The 18,235-nt window shown below is 62.5% G+C and carries 21 protein-coding genes; 4 read left to right on the top strand and 17 right to left on the bottom strand.

The window, feature by feature from the left end; genetic code table 11:
• Nucleotides 1-13: 13 nt before the first annotated feature.
• Nucleotides 14-259, bottom strand: coding sequence for a hypothetical protein (locus M1D44_RS05705; RefSeq protein ID WP_316853817.1), 246 nt, complete (start codon nt 257-259; stop codon nt 14-16).
• Nucleotides 260-319: 60 nt separating this feature from the next.
• Nucleotides 320-1,696 carry an FAD-binding oxidoreductase gene (locus tag M1D44_RS05700; protein WP_316853816.1) on the bottom strand — a complete coding sequence of 459 codons (1,377 nt, stop codon included), beginning with the start codon at nt 1,694-1,696 and terminating at the stop codon, nt 320-322.
• A gap of 250 nt (nt 1,697-1,946) precedes the next feature.
• Between M1D44_RS05700 and M1D44_RS05695 the strand changes: the two genes are divergently transcribed.
• Nucleotides 1,947-2,204, top strand: a complete 258-nt coding sequence (locus M1D44_RS05695; protein ID WP_024975397.1) for a DUF4242 domain-containing protein — start codon at nt 1,947-1,949, stop codon at nt 2,202-2,204.
• Between the two features lie 75 nt (nt 2,205-2,279).
• Nucleotides 2,280-5,282 carry an ATP-binding protein gene (locus tag M1D44_RS05690; RefSeq protein WP_316683710.1) on the top strand — a complete coding sequence of 1,001 codons (3,003 nt, stop codon included), beginning with the start codon at nt 2,280-2,282 and terminating at the stop codon, nt 5,280-5,282.
• 24 nt (nt 5,283-5,306) lie between these two features.
• On the opposite strand, the gene M1D44_RS05685 is transcribed toward M1D44_RS05690, so the two are convergent.
• The 8 genes from M1D44_RS05685 to M1D44_RS05650 all read right to left on the bottom strand — a co-directional run bounded on the left by M1D44_RS05685 (nt 5,307) and on the right by M1D44_RS05650 (nt 11,676).
• Entirely contained in the window at nt 5,307-7,604 is a 2,298-nt protein-coding gene (locus tag M1D44_RS05685) for a xanthine dehydrogenase family protein molybdopterin-binding subunit (protein ID WP_316853815.1), read from the bottom strand.
• Nucleotides 7,601-8,068 (bottom strand): (2Fe-2S)-binding protein, encoded by a 468-nt coding sequence (locus tag M1D44_RS05680; RefSeq protein WP_024975394.1) that lies wholly within the window; start codon nt 8,066-8,068, stop codon nt 7,601-7,603. Before M1D44_RS05680 ends, M1D44_RS05685 begins: the two co-directional genes overlap by 4 nt.
• An 825-nt stretch (nt 8,069-8,893) precedes the next feature.
• Complete coding sequence (locus M1D44_RS05675; RefSeq protein WP_316854390.1) at nt 8,894-9,472, bottom strand: lipase family protein; 579 nt, start codon at nt 9,470-9,472, stop codon at nt 8,894-8,896.
• A complete protein-coding gene (locus M1D44_RS05670) occupies nt 9,469-9,912 on the bottom strand; it encodes a hypothetical protein (RefSeq protein ID WP_316854389.1) in 444 nt (147 codons plus the stop codon). The genes M1D44_RS05675 and M1D44_RS05670 overlap by 4 nt, the downstream gene beginning before the upstream one ends.
• A gap of 42 nt (nt 9,913-9,954) precedes the next feature.
• Entirely contained in the window at nt 9,955-10,191 is a 237-nt protein-coding gene (locus tag M1D44_RS05665) for a hypothetical protein (protein ID WP_316854388.1), read from the bottom strand.
• Nucleotides 10,188-10,757: a hypothetical protein gene (locus M1D44_RS05660; RefSeq protein WP_316854387.1), complete on the bottom strand. Its 570-nt coding sequence runs from the start codon at nt 10,755-10,757 to the stop codon at nt 10,188-10,190. Before M1D44_RS05660 ends, M1D44_RS05665 begins: the two co-directional genes overlap by 4 nt.
• A 66-nt stretch (nt 10,758-10,823) precedes the next feature.
• Nucleotides 10,824-11,261 (bottom strand): lysozyme, encoded by a 438-nt coding sequence (locus M1D44_RS05655; protein ID WP_316854386.1) that lies wholly within the window; start codon nt 11,259-11,261, stop codon nt 10,824-10,826.
• A complete protein-coding gene (locus M1D44_RS05650; protein ID WP_439004565.1) occupies nt 11,254-11,676 on the bottom strand; it encodes a hypothetical protein in 423 nt (140 codons plus the stop codon). Before M1D44_RS05650 ends, M1D44_RS05655 begins: the two co-directional genes overlap by 8 nt.
• 184 nt (nt 11,677-11,860) lie before the next feature.
• Between M1D44_RS05650 and M1D44_RS05645 the strand changes: the two genes are divergently transcribed.
• Both M1D44_RS05645 and M1D44_RS05640 read left to right on the top strand, forming a co-directional pair.
• Nucleotides 11,861-12,145, top strand: a complete 285-nt coding sequence (locus tag M1D44_RS05645; RefSeq protein ID WP_439004564.1) for an XRE family transcriptional regulator — start codon at nt 11,861-11,863, stop codon at nt 12,143-12,145.
• A 143-nt stretch (nt 12,146-12,288) separates the two neighbouring features.
• Nucleotides 12,289-12,810 (top strand): hypothetical protein, encoded by a 522-nt coding sequence (locus M1D44_RS05640; RefSeq protein WP_439007799.1) that lies wholly within the window; start codon nt 12,289-12,291, stop codon nt 12,808-12,810.
• Nucleotides 12,811-12,817: 7 nt separating this feature from the next.
• Here the strand turns inward: M1D44_RS05640 and M1D44_RS05635 are convergent, their stop codons facing one another.
• The 7 genes from M1D44_RS05635 to M1D44_RS05605 are packed head-to-tail and all read right to left on the bottom strand — an operon-like array spanning nt 12,818 to nt 18,235.
• On the bottom strand, nt 12,818-13,030 hold the full coding sequence (locus M1D44_RS05635) for a hypothetical protein (protein ID WP_431068213.1): 213 nt from the start codon (nt 13,028-13,030) through the stop codon (nt 12,818-12,820).
• 8 nt (nt 13,031-13,038) lie between these two features.
• On the bottom strand, nt 13,039-14,370 hold the full coding sequence (locus M1D44_RS05630) for a hypothetical protein (RefSeq protein ID WP_439004562.1): 1,332 nt from the start codon (nt 14,368-14,370) through the stop codon (nt 13,039-13,041).
• 8 nt (nt 14,371-14,378) lie between these two features.
• A complete protein-coding gene (locus M1D44_RS05625; RefSeq protein WP_439004561.1) occupies nt 14,379-14,975 on the bottom strand; it encodes a YmfQ family protein in 597 nt (198 codons plus the stop codon).
• An 8-nt stretch (nt 14,976-14,983) separates the two neighbouring features.
• A complete protein-coding gene (locus M1D44_RS05620) occupies nt 14,984-16,105 on the bottom strand; it encodes a baseplate J/gp47 family protein (RefSeq protein ID WP_439004560.1) in 1,122 nt (373 codons plus the stop codon).
• Nucleotides 16,105-16,551 (bottom strand): phage GP46 family protein, encoded by a 447-nt coding sequence (locus M1D44_RS05615; RefSeq protein WP_439004559.1) that lies wholly within the window; start codon nt 16,549-16,551, stop codon nt 16,105-16,107. Before M1D44_RS05615 ends, M1D44_RS05620 begins: the two co-directional genes overlap by 1 nt.
• Nucleotides 16,548-17,147 (bottom strand): phage baseplate assembly protein V, encoded by a 600-nt coding sequence (locus M1D44_RS05610; RefSeq protein WP_439004558.1) that lies wholly within the window; start codon nt 17,145-17,147, stop codon nt 16,548-16,550. Before M1D44_RS05610 ends, M1D44_RS05615 begins: the two co-directional genes overlap by 4 nt.
• Nucleotides 17,144-18,235: a phage baseplate assembly protein gene (locus M1D44_RS05605; RefSeq protein ID WP_439004557.1), complete on the bottom strand. Its 1,092-nt coding sequence runs from the start codon at nt 18,233-18,235 to the stop codon at nt 17,144-17,146. The genes M1D44_RS05610 and M1D44_RS05605 overlap by 4 nt, the downstream gene beginning before the upstream one ends.

Here is an 18,235-nt window from a genome sequence, read left to right as displayed (position 1 = left end):
CTTTGCAGACAGACTAGCGCACGCCGTCCGTCGTCGGTGCACGCGTGCCTTCGGTATAGGAATCGAATTTTCCGGCCCTTGCGCCGTCCGCATAGACGTCGAACTTCGTGGCCAGTCCGCCATCGGTGTAAGGACTGCGCGCCTCCGTGGAGGCGCTGCCATCCGTGTACACATCCCGTGTTGTGGCGCTCGCATGCGTCACGGTTGCACCTAACGCCGCGCCAATTGCGGTGACGACGACCCACAGTCTCTTGTCCATTTCACACCTCCTTTCCTGCAGGATGGGTTTCCTGCAACCAACTGATCAAAATAAGCATGCTCACGACGCGGGTCTCACGTTCTGGTTGACGCGGAACAGGTTGCCGGGATCGTATCTGGCCTTGATCGCTGCCAACCTGGCGTAGTTGTCGCGGTAGGTGGCCTGCACCCGCTCCTGCCCCTCGTCCATCATGAAATTCACATAGGCCCCACCTGCCGAATAGGGATGCAGTGCGTCCCAGTACCCCTTGCACCAATCGGTGATGCGCTCGCGCTGGCCAGGGTCGGGGTCAACGCCCACGATGACGGCCGCCCATTTCGAATCGCGGTAGGCGAACGGCGTTTCCTTGCGCCCCATGCGATGCACGGCAGCGTCGATCGGATACAGGTGCATCGTGGAATGCATGGTCGGCAGTTTCGAACCATGTTCCACATGCAGTGCAATGGCCTCTTCCGGCAGGTCGTTGACGAAGTCGGCCCGCCAATACCACTGCAGGCCGGGCGGGTATAACGCATCAAAGGCGGTTTGCAACATCGGATAAGGCATGGCCCCTACGCCGTACAGCGCGGGCTGTTGCGCTCGAACTGGCGCGAATGCCGCTTCCGCCGCTGCAGGGTCGCCCGTGTAGCACCACACAACGCCGCACATCTTCTGCAGATGCAGCGCGGGCGGGAACGGTGGTGCCGGCGGCACCGTAAGAAAAGCGAAGAAGCCGTTGAGTTCGGGCGGTGCCTTCGGCAGAAAGTCGCGATACCAGCGCAGAACGTCGGCGGCTTTATCAAGCGGCCACAGCGTGGGACCCGCAACCACGTTGCTCACCGCATGCAGGCGGAACTCGAATGAGGTTACGACACCGAAGTTGCCGCCGCCGCCACGCACCGCCCAAAACAGATCGTCATTGGCATGCGCATTGGCAGTGACGAAGCTGCCGTCGGCCAGCACGATATCGACCGACAGCAGATTGTCGATCGTCAGGCCAAAGCGCCGTGCCAGATGACCGATCCCTCCCCCCAGGGTTAGCCCACCAACCCCGGTGGTGCTGATGATGCCTGCCGGCGTTGCGAGACCGAATGCGTGCGTCGCATGATCGACGTCTCCCCATGTGCAGCCGCCTTCAGCGCGCACCGTGTGGGCGACAGGATCGACACGAATGCCGCGCAGACGGGCCAGATCGATCACCAAACCGTCGTCACACACGCCCAGACCGCCGCCATTGTGAGCGCCACCGCGCACGGCCAGCAGCAAGCCGTTGTTGCGCGCGAAGTTGACTGACGCAATCACGTCGGCTACGTCTGAACACTGCGCGATGAAGCGCGGCCGCTTGTCGATCATCGCGTTGTAGACACGGCGTGCCGCGTCGTAATGCGGATCGTCCGGTTCGACGAGCGGCCCCCGCAATTGCGCACGGAAGGCCTGCACCGTAGTGTCTTCGAGCATGTTGATCTCCTAGGCAAGCGTGGCCGGACCGATCTGGCTGTGTCCGCAGAGCGGAAAATCAGGCGCGGGGAATGGTGATGGAAGTCTAGAAGTGGGACTTCGTCCGTTCCATCCGCTGCCTTGATCATTTTTGTGTGGCGGTCGGTCTGCCCCGGGATAGTCAATACTGACTATTTGTTTTGCCCCATCTTCGGCCTTCAATAAAACGCAATGGCGGCATGGCCCGTCGATGCGTCAGGAGGGAAGACAAATGCCGCTGTTTCTCATCGAACGCCAGTTTGCGGAGCAATTGGAGATCGGCGCCGCAAGCGTTGCGAACATCCAGCACATCAATGCAGATGTTGGTGTGAACTGGGTCTTCTCTTTCCTCTCGGCCGACCGCAAGAAAACCTATTGTCTTTACGAAGCCCCAAGCGCGGATGCCATCCGACAGGCGGCACACCTGGCAAGCCTGCCTGCTGACGTCGTGATCGAGGTGACCCAAGTGCGTCCGGAGAGCTTCGTGTGACGCTCTGCAACCATGCATTGCGCTCTCTGCCACCGATTGTGCCGACCCGACGCGAGGTTTTGCGACGGCTGCGGCATGCCGCTACCGGCTGAATCTGCAGCGCTAAGCGACAGCACCCGCAACACCGCCAGTGCGCCAGCGATGGCGCACTTCGTTGGCCGCGAGCGTGAGCTTGAGGTACTGGGCCGCCTGCTGGCGCGAGCGCAAGACGGCAGGGGCGGCATCGCGGCGTTGGCGGGGGAACCCGGCATTGGCAAAACGAGCACCGCCGAAATTGTTGCCCAACAGGCCGAGCAACACGGCATGCAAGTGCTCTGGGGCCGCTGTAACGAGGAGCCCGGCGCACCACCCTACTGGCCTTGGCAACAACTGGTGCGGAGCTGGATTGCCTCGCACGACGAAGACAGCGTCCACCAAGCATTGGCCTGCGGGGTAGCTCCGCTCGCGGAAATCGTGCCCGACCTTGCCGATCGGCTGCCCGATCCGGTGCGTGATCGCGCAGTTGCCACGCCAGGTACCGAAGTCGCGCAGGCGCGCTTCCGGCTGTTCGACGCCGTAAACACCTTCTGGCAGCGCGCGGCACAACAACATCCGCTGCTGCTCATCCTCGACAACCTGCACTGGGCCGACGCGTCGTCCCTGCGCCTGCTCGAATTTCTTGCCCCCGACCTGTGCAGCAATCGCATTCTGCTCCTCGTGACGTACCGTGATGTCGAGCTATCGAGACAGCACCCGCTGTCGGCCACGCTGGGCGAACTGGCGCGCCAACCACGCTTCGAACGGTTGCGCCTGAGGGGGCTGACCCATGCAGAAACCGCGCACATGATGGAACTGGCTGGTGATACGACCGTCGCCCCCGCACTGGTCGATGCGGTCCATTCGCAAACGGAAGGCAACCCCTTGTTCGTGGGTGAAATGACCCGTCTGCTGGCGCAGGAAAATTCGTCCGCCAGCACGGGCTACGTACTGCGCATTCCGGAGGGCATCAAGGAGGTCATCGGGCGCCGCTTGAGTCGCCTGTCCACGAACGCGAATAAGGTGCTTACCGCAGCGGCGGTCATCGGCCGCGCATTCGAATTCCGTCTGCTGACCGCGCTGGCCGGCGATGTCGACGAAGAGATCTGCAGCGCAGCCATCGACGAAGCGCTGCAGGCTCGTGTGGTCGAGGCCTTGCGCGACCCCGGCCACTATCACTTTGCCCACGCATTGTTTCGCGAGACCCTCTACGACGAGATTCCCATCCCCCGGCGCAGCCGGCTCCATCTGAAGCTGGCGCGTGCCATCGAGATGATCCACGGCGACGACCCCGAGCCGCATCTGCCTGCGCTGGCCTATCACCACTGGGCCGCCCTGCCCGGAGGGGACGCCGCACTCGCGGTGGATTACGCGCAACGTGCGGCGCGGCGTGCCGACCGCCAGCTCGCGCACGAAGAATCGGCACGCTACTGCCAGATGGCACTGCAGGCCATGGACGCTGGCAGTGGCCTGGCGCGCGAGACACGCTGCGGCCTGCTCAATGCGCTAGGTGCCGCGCACAGCCATGCCGGTGATTGGCTCCAGGCCATGCAGACGTTCAAGGAGGCGGCTCGCTTGAGCGCGGAGTACGGCAACGCAAGGGAACTCGCTCACGCCGCGCTTGGCTTCGAAACCGCGAGTTGGGCGCCAGGACTGCCCGGCGGCCCCGCAGCCGAACTCCTGCGCGAGGCCCTCGCAGCCCAGGGCAGCGACGAGCCCGTGATGAGCGCCCGCCTGTTGAGCGCCCTGGCGCGCGCTCTCATCTTCAGCGGCGAGGAGGCACAAGCAAACCGGGTGCATGAGCAGGCCATCGCAGTGGCACGCCGGGCCGGAGACCCCGCAACACTGGCCGACACGCTGGTTGCGACGGTGTCGCTGCGCTGGCAACAGGAGCACATTGCCGAGCGCATCGCCGCCTCGGATGAAGCCTACGAACTGGCCCGGCAGGCCGGCGACCGCACGCTGATGTGTGCAACACGTGCGTGGCGCTTCTTCGATGACTTTGAACTCGGCGACATGGCAGCTTGGCGAGCAAATCTTGAGGAATACGAGCGCGGTGGAGAGACGCTGCGCCAGCCCTTCATCCATTACACCGCCAGCATGTCGCGCGCCATGCATGCGCTGTTCGAAGGGCGCTTTGCCGATGCAGAGCGCTTGATCCCCAACGCTTACGAGATCGCGCGGCGCATGCCCGGCATGGATGCCGCCGGCGTCTACGGTGTCCAGATGTTCATGCTGCGCCGCGAACAGGGCCGGCTGCACGAGGTGGCGCCTCTGGTCGAGCATTTCGTTGAGCACACCAGCGCGATGAACATCTGGCAGCCGGGCATCGCCTTGATGCACGCAGAGCTTGGTCAGTTGGAGGCAGCACGCAAGACGTTTGACACGCTGGCCAACGCCGACTTCCTCACGATCGCGCGCGATGGTGTCTGGGTAGCCAATCTCACGTATCTGGCCATCGTGTGTCATGCGCTTGGCGACGCCGCCAGGGCGGCGACGCTGTACCAACTACTCGCCCCGTTCAGTAGGCGCAACCTGGTGTTCGGCACCGCGATCGCCTCGTTCGGCGCAGCCGACGCAATCCTGGGTGCATTGGCCACAACGATGGGCAACTGGCAGCAAGCGCAGCAACACTTTCAGGCCGCCCTGGAGATGAACGAACGCCAAGGTGCAAGGCCGGCCCTCGCGCGCACGCGGCTGGACTTTGCGCAGATGCTCTTACGCCGCGGCGAGCCGAGCGATCTCGATCGCGCCGATGCCTTGTTGAGCGCCGCAGAAGACGAAGCGGCAACGCTCGGGATGGCCAGCTTGCTGGCGCGCATCGAGTCCGCCAGAGCGTCGGTCAAGACTGCTCCGGTCGAGCACTATCCTGCGGGGTTGAGCCGACGCGAGGCCCAGGTGCTCCGCCTGGTTGCGCAGGGCAAGGGCAACCGCCAGATTGCCCTTGAGCTGTTCGTCAGCCCCAACACAGTCGCAAACCACGTCAGCAGCATCCTGAGCAAGACGCACAGCGCCAACCGGGCGGAGGCGGCAGCGTTTGCCATCCGCCATGCGCTGCTGTGAGTTCAACGACGTTGCAGCAGACCGTCAGACGATGGGCAACTGCCTCACCGGTTTGCCCGTCAACTGCGCCACGGCGTGGGCTACTGCCGGCGCAATTGGCGGCACACCCACCTCGCCCATACCGCTGGGTTCTGCCGTGCTCGGCACGATGTGCGTTTCAATGACGGGCGCCTCGGCCATCTTGAGCGCCGGGTAGTCCGTGAAGTTCGACTGCACGACCTGGCCGTCCTTGATGTCGATCCGGCCATATAGCGCCGCCGTCAGTCCAAAGATGACCGCGCTTTCCATCTGCTGTGCAACGATGCCCGGGTTGACCACCGTGCCGCAATCGACCGCGCAGACGACGCGATGCACGCGCGGCTTGCCGTCCTTCATCGACACCTCGACCACCTGCGCGACCACGGAGCCGAAGCTCGGATGCAGCGCAATGCCACGCGCGCGCGGGGCACCGTCGGCCGCCAGGGCGAGCGGTTGCCCCCAGCCGGCTGCCTGTGCGGCTGTATCCAGCACCTTCAGCTCACGCGGATGGGCCTTCAGCAAATCACGCCGCATCGCCAGCGGGTCAAGCTTGGCAGCGGCCGCCACGTCGTTGAGAAAGCCCTCCATGAAGAACCCGTTATACGAGTGGCCAACGCTGCGCCAGAACCCCACGGGAATCGGCAGATCGACTGCCAGGTGCGCGACGTGCTCGTGCTCGATTTCGTACGGCAAGTCGAACAAGCCTTCAGCGGTGTAGCGGTCGATACCCGCCGACGGCGCACCGAAGAGACGATCAAGCTCGCCCGCCAGAATCGATTGGCCGGCGCTGCGCGACGCGATCGCTGTGACCTTGCCGTTCTCGACACGCGCCTTGAGCCGGGCGATGGCTTGCGGGCGATAGAAGTCGTGGCGAACGTCCTCTTCGCGCGACCAGATGACCTGCACGGGCTTGCCATCGGTCTTGGTGGCGATGGTGACGGCTTGGCCGATGAAATCCGATTCCAACCGCCGCCCGAAGCCGCCGCCGATGAGCGGGATGTCGATATGCACCTTGTCGCCGCTCACACCTGCCGCTCGTGCCGCCACCAGTTGCGCCAGCGTGGCGACCTGCGTGGGCGCCCAGAGATGCACGCCGTCCTGCGTGACTTGCGCGGTGCAGTTGATCGGCTCCATCGTGGTATGCGCAAGATACGGCGCGGTGTATTCGGCCTCGACGAGGGTGGCTCCATCGGCCTTGTCGAAGGCTTTCAGGCCATCGCCCATGGATCGATACGTGAAGCCACCCTTGTCGCTGTCGAGCGCGCTGACGAGCTGCTGCCGAATGCCTGCCGAATCGAGCTTGGCATGCGGGCCGTTGTCCCACACGGGCTCGATCGTTGCCAGCGCCTGACGCGCCTGCCAGTAGTGATCGGCCACCACCGCCACGCCGGGTGCGCCGCCGGCAGTGCCCTCAAACGGCACCACGTAACGCACGCCCGGCATGCCAAGCGCCGCTTTCGATTGAAACGTCTTGAGCTTGCCGCCAAACACGGGGCACATCACGACGGCGGCATACAGCATGCCGGGCAGACGCGTGTCGATGGAGAAGCGCGCGCTGCCATCCGTCTTCGCAGCAAGATCGTTGCGCGGCGCCGGCTTGCCGATCAACTGGTATTGCGAAGCCGGCTTGAGCGTGACGTTGGACGGCGCCGAAATACCACGCGCCGACTTGGCCATCTCGCCAAACGTGGATTGCTTGCCGCCGGGGCCAATCAACTGGCCGTCGCGGATGCTGACCTCCGCGGCCGACACGTTCCATTCGCGCGCTGCGGCTTGCACCAGTGCTGCACGCGCTGTGGCGGCAGCCTCGCGCACGGGCTGCCAGCCATCGGCGGTGCTGCTGCTACCGCCGGTAATGATGAGACCGATCTCGCGCGCACTCTTGGCCATGATCCAGTGCAGTGCGCGGGCCCAGGTCTTGTCGGCGCTATCAGGATGCAGCGGCAGCGAGCTGTCGCCCATGGCGACGACGTTGCCGTAGATGCGCTCCACGGGCGAGCTTTCGATGCTCACGCGCGAGAGCGGAATGTCCAGCTCTTCCGCCGCCAGCATCGACAGCGCGGTGTGGATGCCCTGCCCCATCTCCACACGCGGCATGGCGAGCACGACGTTGCCTTCGGGCGTGATCTTGATCCAGCCGTTCAGCGCAATCTCACCGTTGTGCTCGGGGAAGATGCTCGCGTCGCCCACGCGGCTGCGCGGTGGCATCACGCCCCAACCCACCACCAGTGCGCCTCCAATGCCAAGCGCGCCGAGCAGGAAACGGCGGCGTCCGCTACGCGGTTTCGTTGATTTCGCGTTCATGCGCGGCCCTCCCGCAACGCCTTGGCGGCGCGCTTGATGGCAGCGCGCATGCGCGGATACGTGCCGCAGCGGCAGATGTTGGTCATGGCTGCATCGATGTCGGCATCGCTCGGATCGGGGTGTTGGGCCAGCAAGTCCGCCGCGGCCATCAGCATGCCGGATTGGCAGTAACCGCACTGGGGCACCTGTTCGTCTATCCAGGCTTGTTGCAGTGCGTGGCGTTTGCCCTCGCCGCCGGCAAGTCCCTCGATGGTGGTGATGTGCTTGCCGGCCACAGCCGCCACAGGCAGCACGCAGGACCGCACGGCCGCGCCGTCCACGTGCACCGTGCATGCGCCGCACGCCGCAATGCCGCAGCCGAACTTCGTACCGGTCAGATTCAAATGATCACGCAGCACCCACAGCAGGGGCGTGGCCGGGTCGCAATCAACGCTGACCGGTTTGTGGTTGACGTCCAAATCCATGGGGCGGTGGTCTCCTTGGCTCTTGTGATTTTTTTTTTGCTGGCCAAGCGTACGTTCAAACGGCTGATGTCAGCAATAGTGGTCCACCTCGACATGGCAACCGCCCGGAATGCAAAAAGGCCCGAGCACTTGCGCGCTCGGGCCTTGGATTCCTGGCGGAGAGAGGGGGATTCGAACCCCCGGTCAGCCGCTTGAATACGCCATCTACTCGCGTATGTTGCGATAAAGTTGCGAATTAATCGACGCCAGGTTCACGCTCGTACTTCTCGCACAGGTAGCTGCTGTTCCGCAGCCCAATCTCGCACCCAACCACCACGGCAAAGAACTTGTTCGATGGGTGTCCCTCCAGGCCCATGATGGCGCGTGAGCACGTGCAACAACTCCGCCCCCATGATGGGCGCGGGCCGTAATGCTTTGAATCTGGGGACGGCGGACTGCCGCATACGCCTTCATTCATACTGTACAAATATACAGCACCCTGATCACAGCACCGAATCAGATATTGATCCACCGCATACCCCCTGCGCGGAGGGTACGGGCCATCTCGACATCTGATTGAAGACGCCCTATTCTTTGTCGCGGCAGGTTATCGAACCTCAGCCCGATAAAACCAAGGAGGGGAAATGTCGAAATTCAATGAATATCTGGATCGGATTCCCCCTCTGGTGGGGATACTGTTTGCTGCCATTATTGCGGCGGTTATCTATAGCGCCGTCCAGATACAGAGCGTTCAAAACTGCCTAGAACGCGCGCAAGTCACTGGCAGGCCTAGCGAATGCAAACAAAGCGTCTGGTTCAAGCTTTTCTGAACTCCGGCGCAGCGCGTCAAGCCAGCGCTTGAATAACACGCGCCAACTTGTGATCTTCGACGTTCGGCATTGGCCAAGCCGCGCGGCCTATTTCGATCAGAGGCGCCGGATGCTGCCATGCGCGCAGCATGCGCGGCACGAGCGGCACCACGTCCTGACCATTCCGGTACAGATTGACCTGCACGCCATGCGCAGCCAGTAGCGTGGCCAGAGTACCGTCGGCGCTGACCCGCGGTGGCTCGAAGCCGTAGACGGCGCGCGGCGGCTTGCCGGCGACACAGAGCTGGGCGGCGAACAGTATCGCCAGCGCGGCCCCTTCACTATGCCCAACCGTCACGGCCGGCGCCGGTAGCGCCAGCAATGGCGCGCTGATCGAACTGAACGCCTTCCAGAAGCCGTGATGCAAAGCGCCGAAGCCGTCGACGTGCACCGCATCCGTATCCAGGTCAGCCAGCCAACAGGCCAAGTTGTCCGAGCCGGGGAAGGCGACCGCATCGCCCTCCACGATCGCGCGCGCTGCGCTTGACGGCGCACCGATCTGCGGCTGCAACTGATAGGCCCGCTGGGCCAACCTGGCGTAGTCCTGCGGTGTCATTTCGCGGCAGGCTCGGCAGCCGCTGGAGCGGGGCTCGCCACGCTGGACGTCGGCGCCATCTGAATCGCAATGTTGAACGCCAGCACACCGGTATCGATCGCCGCGTCGGCCGCATTCTTCTTGTCCTGCGGCAGCGAGGACGCATCCACCAAGGTCTTGATCAGCGGCAGCGTGGCATTGACGATCGACTGAAGGCTGGTGTCGGTCACGGTCGCGCCGGCCGCGCACACCTTGGCGATTGCGGGCTCGACATCTTTGTCCAGCGTGTTGGCCGCACCGCCAGTGAAGACGTTGTCGGCCTTCAGGATGGCGATTTCGCCTTTGGCAGCGCCGCAGGCGATCGAAACCTGCTGATCAAAGGTAAGTTGCGGCGCGCTGGCGCAAGCGGCGAGGACGGACGCGGCGATGCCTGCCGCAAGCAGCATGATGAAACGCTTCATGGTGGAACCTCTAGGGATTGAACTGCAGGAGGGAAGGCGGAGTTATTGCCCGGCCGTGGAGGCCGAGGATGGCGCGGCGTCCGACTTGGCTGCCGCCTTGGCGCTGGCGACGTTCAGCGCCGCATGCGCGCCGGCAACGATGGCGCCTGCGATGAGGGATGAAACACTGGCCGGAACCGGCACATGGAAGATGAGGCCGAGTGCCCATTCCACCGCCGGCATCAGCGTGGCAGTGGAGATGGCGACGCCACCGGTTGTAATGGCCGAGGTTTTGTTCATGATTGCTCCGGGTTGTTGACCTCATCCGGCGTGAACACGAAACCCACCTTGCGCGGGTACGCCTGGAAGATGTAGGTCGGGAAACTGCGGTGATGGATACCGTGCGTCGGTGAGCGGTGGAACTTCATCGCGACAGGCAACATGTTCTGCATGGAGTCGACAAACAGTTCCGGGCGCGTGGGGTCGAACGCTTTCCAGTCGAACCCACGGATCTCGGCGAGCTTGCAGATCAGCCACACCAGCGACTGCTCCGCGGGAAAGGTCTTCCCTGTCGGCTGATCGGTATGCGGGTCGAGCACAGGCAACTCGGTAACTTCGCCGAGAGCGACTCCGCGCACTTTTTCCCAGTCGACTGCATCCGAATCCGCCCACTCGCAGAACAGGTGGTGGTATTCCGGGTTGGGCTGGCCGCTGATCGCGCAAACTAGCCCAGCTTTGTGCCCTTCGACCTTGGTATGGCGGAACGTGGGCGACTCGGTGCGTTGGGTGTGGTCCGGGTAGTACTCAGCTTCGACGATGGTCTCGGTGACCAGGTGCTCGCCATGTGGTGCTGTATTGACGGCCATGCGGCCCTCCAGAAATGCAAAAGCCCCGCGCTAGGCGGGGCTGTAGGTTTTATGGTCGTTTATCGCTCAGGACATAAACAGCTTCTGTTCCGCCTCGCGTCGTAGCGTCAGGCCGCGCAGGACAGCGCCGCCAGCCTTGTTCCAGCGCGGGAACTCAGAAGCAGCGCCTTGCGCATCTCCTGCGTTCAGCTTGCGCAGAAGCGTCGATGAGCCAAGATTCCCGAGCCCGCAGTTGAAGGCAAATGACACGAGGGCGTCGAACTGGCCTTGCGTGACGGGAACCCCAAGCAGCGCGGAGACTCCCTTTTCGAAACGCTGCAGGTCTGCTGCTAGCAGAGCATCGGCCTGCTCCTGCGTGACGACCATTCCGAGCCACACGTTGCCGGTGTGGCCCCATCCGATCGTGAGAACGCCAACGGCATCGCGATAAGCAACAAGCCGGCATTTCTCGAAACTCTTGATCAGCGCGATGCCGGCGGCCGACGTTTTCATCTGATCAGCCATTTTTCGCCCCTGCTGCGATCTGGCGGGCGTCGTCTGCCAGCTCGGCAACGATCTCTGGCAGGTCTTTGTCCTTGCGCTTGTTCAGGAAGTTGAACACCCAGCGCACGATCGTCCAGCCAGGCAGCCCACACGAAAAGTAGATGCCACCCAACGCCATGGCCCCGTTGGTCGTGGTCATCCATGAGGCAAGCCCGAAATACTGGATCGCCGCAGCGCCGCCGCAAAGGCTGGCCACCACCGTCGAGATCAAAGCGACTGCCCATTCACCGCGATTCTTAGGCAGCGTCATCACCATCACCACAATCGTCGCAAGCACGCTCGCACCTCCCGCCACGGCGGCCGGGCCGCCCAAGGCTTTGAAAGCCGCGGCACCCGCTGCCCCTGCTGCTGCGCTGCCGCTTATTGGTTCGGACATTCATACCCCCGGGGAAAGAAAAAGCCCGCTCGCAGCGGGCTGGTTTAATGTTCTTGACTGCGTACCCTTTGGGTACTACGATGCTAATCACTGAGCCGCGCATTCCGCGTGGTTCGACACTCCGAAAGGAACGCCACCATGAAGAACTTTCTTCGTGCGCTTTTTCGCGCCATTAAGGAATACAGTGCACTACAAACCGCCCACCCCCGCCGAACTGGAGCGACTCAAGGTCGATCTGGGCAAGAGCAGTGGCGAGATGGCCGATCTCTTCGGCCTAGCCAACGGCCGCCAGTGGCGCCGCTATCTGTCCGAGGATCCAGCGAATCGGCGAGACATGGGCATGCATATGCTGTTCTTCGCAATCGCCCGTCTCGAACTGGACGACAAAGCCATCGAGCGCGTGCTACAGCGCATGCGCCAGGTCGGCGCGGTCATCGATTTGGCTCCGGATGGAGAGCCGCAGCCGTAGCGCTGTGCACACTGCTGGCAGCATCTGGCGCCAGCGCTCAGGACTGGATCCGGCCTGAAGTTGGCATCGGCGCCTCCCTCTACAGCAAAGGCCCCGACGGGCTCTACTTCCAGCAGCCTTTCCCGCATCAGATGCGGCTGGAAGTGCCTGCCTTCGAAGTGGGCTTCACCGGGCCCATCTATCAACGTGGCTCATGGGGCGTCGACTGGCACGCCGATTGGGCATGGCTCGGCTCGGTCAAGACAACAGCCATGGCCGTACCGCTGGACGCCAACTACAACACCGCGATGAAGAGCTGCAACGGTCAGTGTCTGCCTCTGGCCAAGTACGTCGGCAGCGGGCACGCGCAGGCTTTCATGCTCGCACTGGAGCCCCACTACGATTACGGCAAATGGCGGTTTGGCGTTCAGTTCGGGCCGACGCTCTACAAATCTACGTGGTCGATCGACGTGAGCGACATCCGCTACAGCCAGACCGCTGACCCGCAGAATCTAAGCGGATCAAATCAAGACGGATGGCGCTTTGGCACGGTCGTTGGCGCCTCCGTTGCGTATGGCCAGCTGTCAATCGCCTATCAGCACTTCTTCATGAAGCCGAGCAGCTCGAACCTTGCGCCTCCTGTGTGGCACTCGGTCGACCTGATCATGCTGCGGTACCGGTTCTGACCGAACTTCACGTGCCCGGCGTCACCCAGTTGGACGTCAGCCACGCCGGCATTGAGTTGTAGTAGGCCACGTAAAGCGGATCATCAGACGCGACGACGCACTGGTTGGGAAAATTCGTCGGATCTTGGGGAAAATGGTTTGGGTCGGTGGCGACCCCGAAATACGCTTGCAGAGCGGTTTTCTTTGCATCCGTGTATTGCGAGTAAATCAGGGTCGTCATTTTCAACCTCAGATGTCGTAGGCCGCGACAATCATCGAGAACGATGGCGTTCCGGACGGGTTACTTGCCTTGTACCAAGCGGTTTGCGCGGTGTAGATGTCCAGATCGAACGGCATGCTCGTGCCGTTACTGGCCACCACCGTCGTGCTGACGTTGGACTTCGCCCCGGCCCCGTTCGCATCGCTCGCCACCTGGAACAGCTGGGTAACGCTCGCCACGCTGGTGAGAGACGAAATGTTGCCGCTTACGCGCACGGCGTTCTGTGGAATGCCGCCGATTGCGATCGACGTCCAGCTTGCCGCCGTCGTCGCGGTGGTGAAGCCGCCGGCACTCACAAGCGAAATGCGGCGATCGCGTTGGACTGCCTGCACGAACTGGCTGCTGCCGTTCGTCGGCCACACGCTCACCAGCGCCGAAGCGGTGTAGCCGGAAGGCATGTTGGCGCCGCCGTACACGTGCGGGGCGACTGCCGACGTAGCATTCGTGGCCAGCAGCGCCGCGGTACTCGTGGTCGGATTGTAAATGGCGTAGAGCGCTACGTAGCCGCTCACCGGCGCAGTGCCGACGTCCATGCCGCCGGCGCCTACCGTCCCGAGGTTGATCGTCTTGTTGAAGCTGGCGAGACAATACCGCAGCCCCCCCAGCGCAGATTCAACAACGATCTCGTCTGCCGTCATAGTGGCCGAGGCCGAGGCAGCCGCTACCGACATCTTCAGGTTGCGGACGGTACCCACAACGCCTGAGACCTGTCCGAACTGGACACCATGTTGGCTGGCCGTCGCCGGCGCCAACTGTTGCGCCCCCCCGGCACATTCCATGAGAACCGCGATCGGGTTGCCGCTATTTACCCCTGGGATTGTGAGGCGCATCAAGACTGCCGTTCCATTCAACGCCAGCTCACCCCCTTGCAAAGGCTGCAAACCGAGGCCATAGATCGGGATTGCCGTCAAACCATCGGGCGCATAGGTAGAAGCTCCGGTGTTCGCATGAGCGATCTTGACCTGTTGGATAACGCCATCAACCCAAGTCCCGGATACAAGAGGGATCGCGTTGGTGGCGGTGTAGGCATTTGCCGAACCGGTATCCGTCAGGATGACGGTCGATTGCCCGAGGCGCTTAATCGCCGAGAGGACTTGATTGAATTGGTTCTTTGCAAGCGTCAAGCCCGCGCCGGTCACGACGTTTGCCAATTCCATCATCACGGCGTTGAGCCATTCTGCCGGAACGATGGTCGCGGGCGTGCTCGTAGCCGGGTTCCCATCCGTGAAGAAGCCAGCAGTACCGGCAGCAGTCGACGCCGGCTGCGTTGTCGCAGCCGTCGAGTTATCAATCTGATACATGGATTTCCTTACGAGTATCGGAACTGCAGGACTGTGTGCGCTGGCGCGATGGCGCTCAGCTCACACTGGAGGACGGTGTTATTCCAGCTAGCCAAGGGCTCGCCAGCAGCAGATTGGCCCGCGGCAAAGCGAACCACGGTATTGAGCGGCGCATTGACCGCCCAGGTGAAGAACCAGTCGGCAGTTCCGAGCTGCTGGCCCGCCGTGCTCTGCCCGCAACGGAACGGAGCAAAGTTGGTGATCGTGATTCCATAGCCCAACTTGGCCGCAAACCCGATGTAGTAGGCCGCAGACTGGCCACCTGAGTTTGCGAGGCGCGCAACAACCTGCGCGCGCCTTTGCTGCACTGTTGGGGATTCACCGGCACACGGGTCGGGCAGGCCGAGAGTGGACTCCCACTCGGGGAGCAATTCGTAAGTCGTACCGGGAAACGAATCAACCAGCAGGTAATTGGAACGCGCGGTCTGTCGGCCGTAGACCTGGGTCAGTCCCGAGAACACCTGAGTCTGGACCGCATCTTGATCGCGAGGCCAGACGCGACCACGCGGCATCAGCGCTTGGAAGGCTCGGAGATAATCGGCAGAGGTGAGATTTGGCGCTAGCATCCCTCACCTCAAACGTAAGTCACGGAGCCGAGCACAGGGATATTCCCCGTTGCATTCGTGATGTTGCCCACCGGTGAAGTGATGACAAACCCAGAGGTGTTCGGGATAGCCGCAATGGCCGACTCAATGGCGGAAAGATTGATCGTCCCACCTGGCGAGCCATTCGAGAGGAACACTCCTGAAATTGCCGCCGCGATGGCGGCACGGGTAGCCGTGGTCGACGACGTCAAGCCAGAAATCGTAAAGTTGACCGTGTTCGCGATCGGCGCGCACGCGTAGACAAGCGCGGTGACGGGCTGGAGCGAGATGAGCGCATTGGCGAGCATGAGTTGGTCGCCTGTCGCCACCACACCGCGTGGCACGCCTCCCGGCCCTTGGTCGTATTGCGAGACGCCGTTCGAACCCTGCGGGAATCCATTGAACGCTGCTTCCGCGTTGTCCATCATGAAGTAGACGACTACGGTCCCGGTGCCGAACCCATTTGGCGCAACCCATGCGCGTGTTACACCCGCGACGGCGAGCGCCCAAGTTTGGTAATCACCCTTCGCCCCCCCTTGCGGGGCCGTCTGAAATGCAGAGATGACCCGCGCACTGAATGCGGTGTTGGTCTCTACATCGGCGCCGCCGCTGATTGCTCCCGTTGCGGTTCCGCCCGACTGGATACCGGTGATGGCGACGCCCAGCGACATGGCCGTACCGCTCACGCAGTTTCCGGCTGAGCCGGCCGCGACAGCAGTGACCGCCACCGTCACAGAACTGCCCGACACAGTTGCGCTGGCGTTGGTGGTGTACGTCACACCATCACCACGAACCACCGTGGTGCCTGCTGGGATCGTTCCGGAGGCGCCCGAAAAGGTGACATTCCCGGTAGCCGAAGTGGCCTGCTTGCGATATACGCTCTTCAGCGCGCCCCATGCTTCCAGGTATTCATCCGTGGCCGTCCACGGCACCGCCTGCTTTGCGATCCAGTCCAGATAGCCATAGTGGAGGTGCGCGAGACCAGCCTGGACATTCCCGGTGATGCGCAGGTTGGCAACGCGCAGCAGCGGATCCGAACCGGGAACGCTGGATGCGATGTCAGAGGCGACTTGCGTCTGAAGATCGGTCAGTAAAGGCCGAGCAAATGGCATCAGTTAATCCCGTTCCATGCCCACGAGTACGCTTTCGCAACCGTGGAGCCATCCTGTTTGTACGCGACGACCTGTGCGCCGAGCTGGCCCGCGGCCGTCCACTCGACATAGACGTCGAACTTCGCCACCACACCGTCATCGATCATCCATTGCAGCGCCTCGACGATGTAGTCATAGGCGCGTTGCAGCGTTTCTTGAGTCTGCTTCGATCTGTTCAGCAACCACAGGCGCGAGCCCAGCTTGACCGTGCTGAACTCGTCACCCCACCATCCGCGAGGATCGTTTGTGCCGTCCGGAATCACATCCTCTGGTTCCGCCTGGCGATCGGTGAACAGTGAGATCAGTAGCGCGGTTTCAATATCGTTGCCGGTGGTCAGCAACGCGCCCGTCATGCTCCAGTCACCGCGGCTATTCGCGGTGTCCCAGATCGTTGTCGTGTCGGTCATTGCTGTTGGTTTGGAGCGTCAGACGTGACAGTTGACCCGCCACCCTGAACGTTGCGGACGGGGTGGGTGTGACTGTCGTAGATGAGTCGGTCTGCGGCCATGCTTCGGCCGGTCGTATCGCAGTTGTCGACGATGTCCCCAGTGCACTCAAGCTTCGGCGTCACCATACGGACCTTCGTGGCGGCGTTGATCGTTACCACCGTCGCGTTATCCACCTCGACTGGCTGCCCGTTCGCCTTCACGAAGATTCCGCCCGAGGCAGTCAAATAGATCTGCTTGCCGTCTTGGCTGTAGATCATTGTTTCGCCCGCCGCCAAGTTCTTCGGCCTCGACGGCTGATGAACCGTGCCAAGCACCACCCCATTCGAGCGGTCCCCTCCCAGGAAGACGACAAACGCGTCAGACCCCGTAGGCGGGTTGGACGTCAGGCCAAATTCCGCAACCCGTGGCGTGTTATCCCGTGTCTCCAGTGGGTTCAGCTTCACCTGCATCATCTGCACGCCGCCGGAATCGTTGACGGTTGTCACCAACGCGCGGGCGAGCGAAAGCAGAACGCGTCGAGCGACGCGCTCCAAAATTCCATGCTGATCGGTCATTGCTGAGGGACAGTTCCGATGACGTCGCCAAACTGCGGCTGGATAAGCACTGGCTGCGGCAAAAACGCCTCCGGCGCCATCAAGGTGAGTTCTGCGTGCGTGCCATCGAGCCCGAGGTGATACGTCACCTCGGAAATCAGGTAGCGCACTGGCACCGTCCCGGCCTGGTCGCCTGACACCTTCAAGGACGGAATCAAGACGTCAATGAGACGGTTAGGCTGCCACACGTTCCCTGCAACGTCTCGCCAGTTGTCGACGGTCAGATGGACCACCTCCGACCGACCGCTACGGCGAGCAACCTCCCATATCGCACGCTGTTTTCCGATGCTCCACCCAAGTTCCCCCGCTTCGGCAATGATGATGCGTCGGCGGTGCCGGGGAACGTTTGGGTCTTTGGCCGTGAATGCCGGTGCATTGACAGCGTTCAGGTCCAGCAGGTTGTTGGTGCCGACCATGACGCAGATGATCTCGGAAAAACGCTGATCCATGGAGCGCTCGACTGCCGCGCTTTCCATGTTGACGCCCTCTTGAACACCGCTGGCCATGGCCTCGGTGCCCGCACGGGTGAGTTCCAGCGTCCCGTCCGCGTTCTCATACACCAGCAGCGCACTAAACCGGGCCGACCGCTCGATGATCTCGTATGCGGTTTCGCCCAGCATGATGTTCTGCTGCGGGATGATGGGCAGCCCCGTCACATCCGAATTGACGGTAATGCCGTATGGGACAGCAAGTTTGGTTGCTATATCGAGCGCCGTGCAATTGCTGATCTGTCCGTTTGGCCACTCGGCAGCGCAATCGAGCAGATCCTGGCACTTGCCGCGACCGGTTACACGAATCTCGTGCATGTTGGCGCTGATCGACGGCACAACTCGGTCCACATAGCCGGTGATGACCGGATCAGCGCCGAGCGACAGGATGCATTCGTCGCCCTCCTGCACAACAAAGTCATTGGCCTGCCCGGGGAACAACTCCGTCATCCCGATTTCGAAGTCGCTCGGGAATCGCTCAATGCCACGCGTGCACCGCAAGCTCGTCCAGCCGGACAGCATGTTGCCCTCGACCGATAGATAGATTCCGTCGTCCTGCAT

Source organism: Ralstonia sp. SA306, assembly GCF_054792405.1.
Note: the sequence above shows the minus strand (reverse complement) of the source record. Positions and strands in the feature narration are given on the sequence as shown.

What these genes read in the sequence shown, in the direction of transcription:
- M1D44_RS05665 (WP_316854388.1), bottom strand. Translation starts at nt 10,191, where the DNA reads ATGAACAAAACCTCGGCCATTACAACCGGTGGCGTCGCCATCTCCACT.
- M1D44_RS05670 (WP_316854389.1), bottom strand. Translation starts at nt 9,912, where the DNA reads ATGAAGCGTTTCATCATGCTGCTTGCGGCAGGCATCGCCGCGTCCGTC.
- M1D44_RS05615 (WP_439004559.1), bottom strand. Translation starts at nt 16,551, where the DNA reads ATGACCGACACGACAACGATCTGGGACACCGCGAATAGCCGCGGTGAC.
- M1D44_RS05625 (WP_439004561.1), bottom strand. Translation starts at nt 14,975, where the DNA reads ATGCTAGCGCCAAATCTCACCTCTGCCGATTATCTCCGAGCCTTCCAA.
- M1D44_RS05690 (WP_316683710.1), top strand. Translation starts at nt 2,280, where the DNA reads ATGCCGCTACCGGCTGAATCTGCAGCGCTAAGCGACAGCACCCGCAAC.
- M1D44_RS05610 (WP_439004558.1), bottom strand. Translation starts at nt 17,147, where the DNA reads ATGACCGATCAGCATGGAATTTTGGAGCGCGTCGCTCGACGCGTTCTG.
- M1D44_RS05695 (WP_024975397.1), top strand. Translation starts at nt 1,947, where the DNA reads ATGCCGCTGTTTCTCATCGAACGCCAGTTTGCGGAGCAATTGGAGATC.
- M1D44_RS05605 (WP_439004557.1), bottom strand. Translation starts at nt 18,235, where the DNA reads ATGCAGGACGACGGAATCTATCTATCGGTCGAGGGCAACATGCTGTCC.
- M1D44_RS05655 (WP_316854386.1), bottom strand. Translation starts at nt 11,261, where the DNA reads ATGGCTGATCAGATGAAAACGTCGGCCGCCGGCATCGCGCTGATCAAG.
- M1D44_RS05620 (WP_439004560.1), bottom strand. Translation starts at nt 16,105, where the DNA reads ATGCCATTTGCTCGGCCTTTACTGACCGATCTTCAGACGCAAGTCGCC.
- M1D44_RS05660 (WP_316854387.1), bottom strand. Translation starts at nt 10,757, where the DNA reads ATGGCCGTCAATACAGCACCACATGGCGAGCACCTGGTCACCGAGACC.
- M1D44_RS05635 (WP_431068213.1), bottom strand. Translation starts at nt 13,030, where the DNA reads ATGACGACCCTGATTTACTCGCAATACACGGATGCAAAGAAAACCGCT.
- M1D44_RS05700 (WP_316853816.1), bottom strand. Translation starts at nt 1,696, where the DNA reads ATGCTCGAAGACACTACGGTGCAGGCCTTCCGTGCGCAATTGCGGGGG.
- M1D44_RS05680 (WP_024975394.1), bottom strand. Translation starts at nt 8,068, where the DNA reads ATGGATTTGGACGTCAACCACAAACCGGTCAGCGTTGATTGCGACCCG.
- M1D44_RS05685 (WP_316853815.1), bottom strand. Translation starts at nt 7,604, where the DNA reads ATGAACGCGAAATCAACGAAACCGCGTAGCGGACGCCGCCGTTTCCTG.
- M1D44_RS05675 (WP_316854390.1), bottom strand. Translation starts at nt 9,472, where the DNA reads ATGACACCGCAGGACTACGCCAGGTTGGCCCAGCGGGCCTATCAGTTG.
- M1D44_RS05705 (WP_316853817.1), bottom strand. Translation starts at nt 259, where the DNA reads ATGGACAAGAGACTGTGGGTCGTCGTCACCGCAATTGGCGCGGCGTTA.
- M1D44_RS05630 (WP_439004562.1), bottom strand. Translation starts at nt 14,370, where the DNA reads ATGTATCAGATTGATAACTCGACGGCTGCGACAACGCAGCCGGCGTCG.
- M1D44_RS05650 (WP_439004565.1), bottom strand. Translation starts at nt 11,676, where the DNA reads ATGTCCGAACCAATAAGCGGCAGCGCAGCAGCAGGGGCAGCGGGTGCC.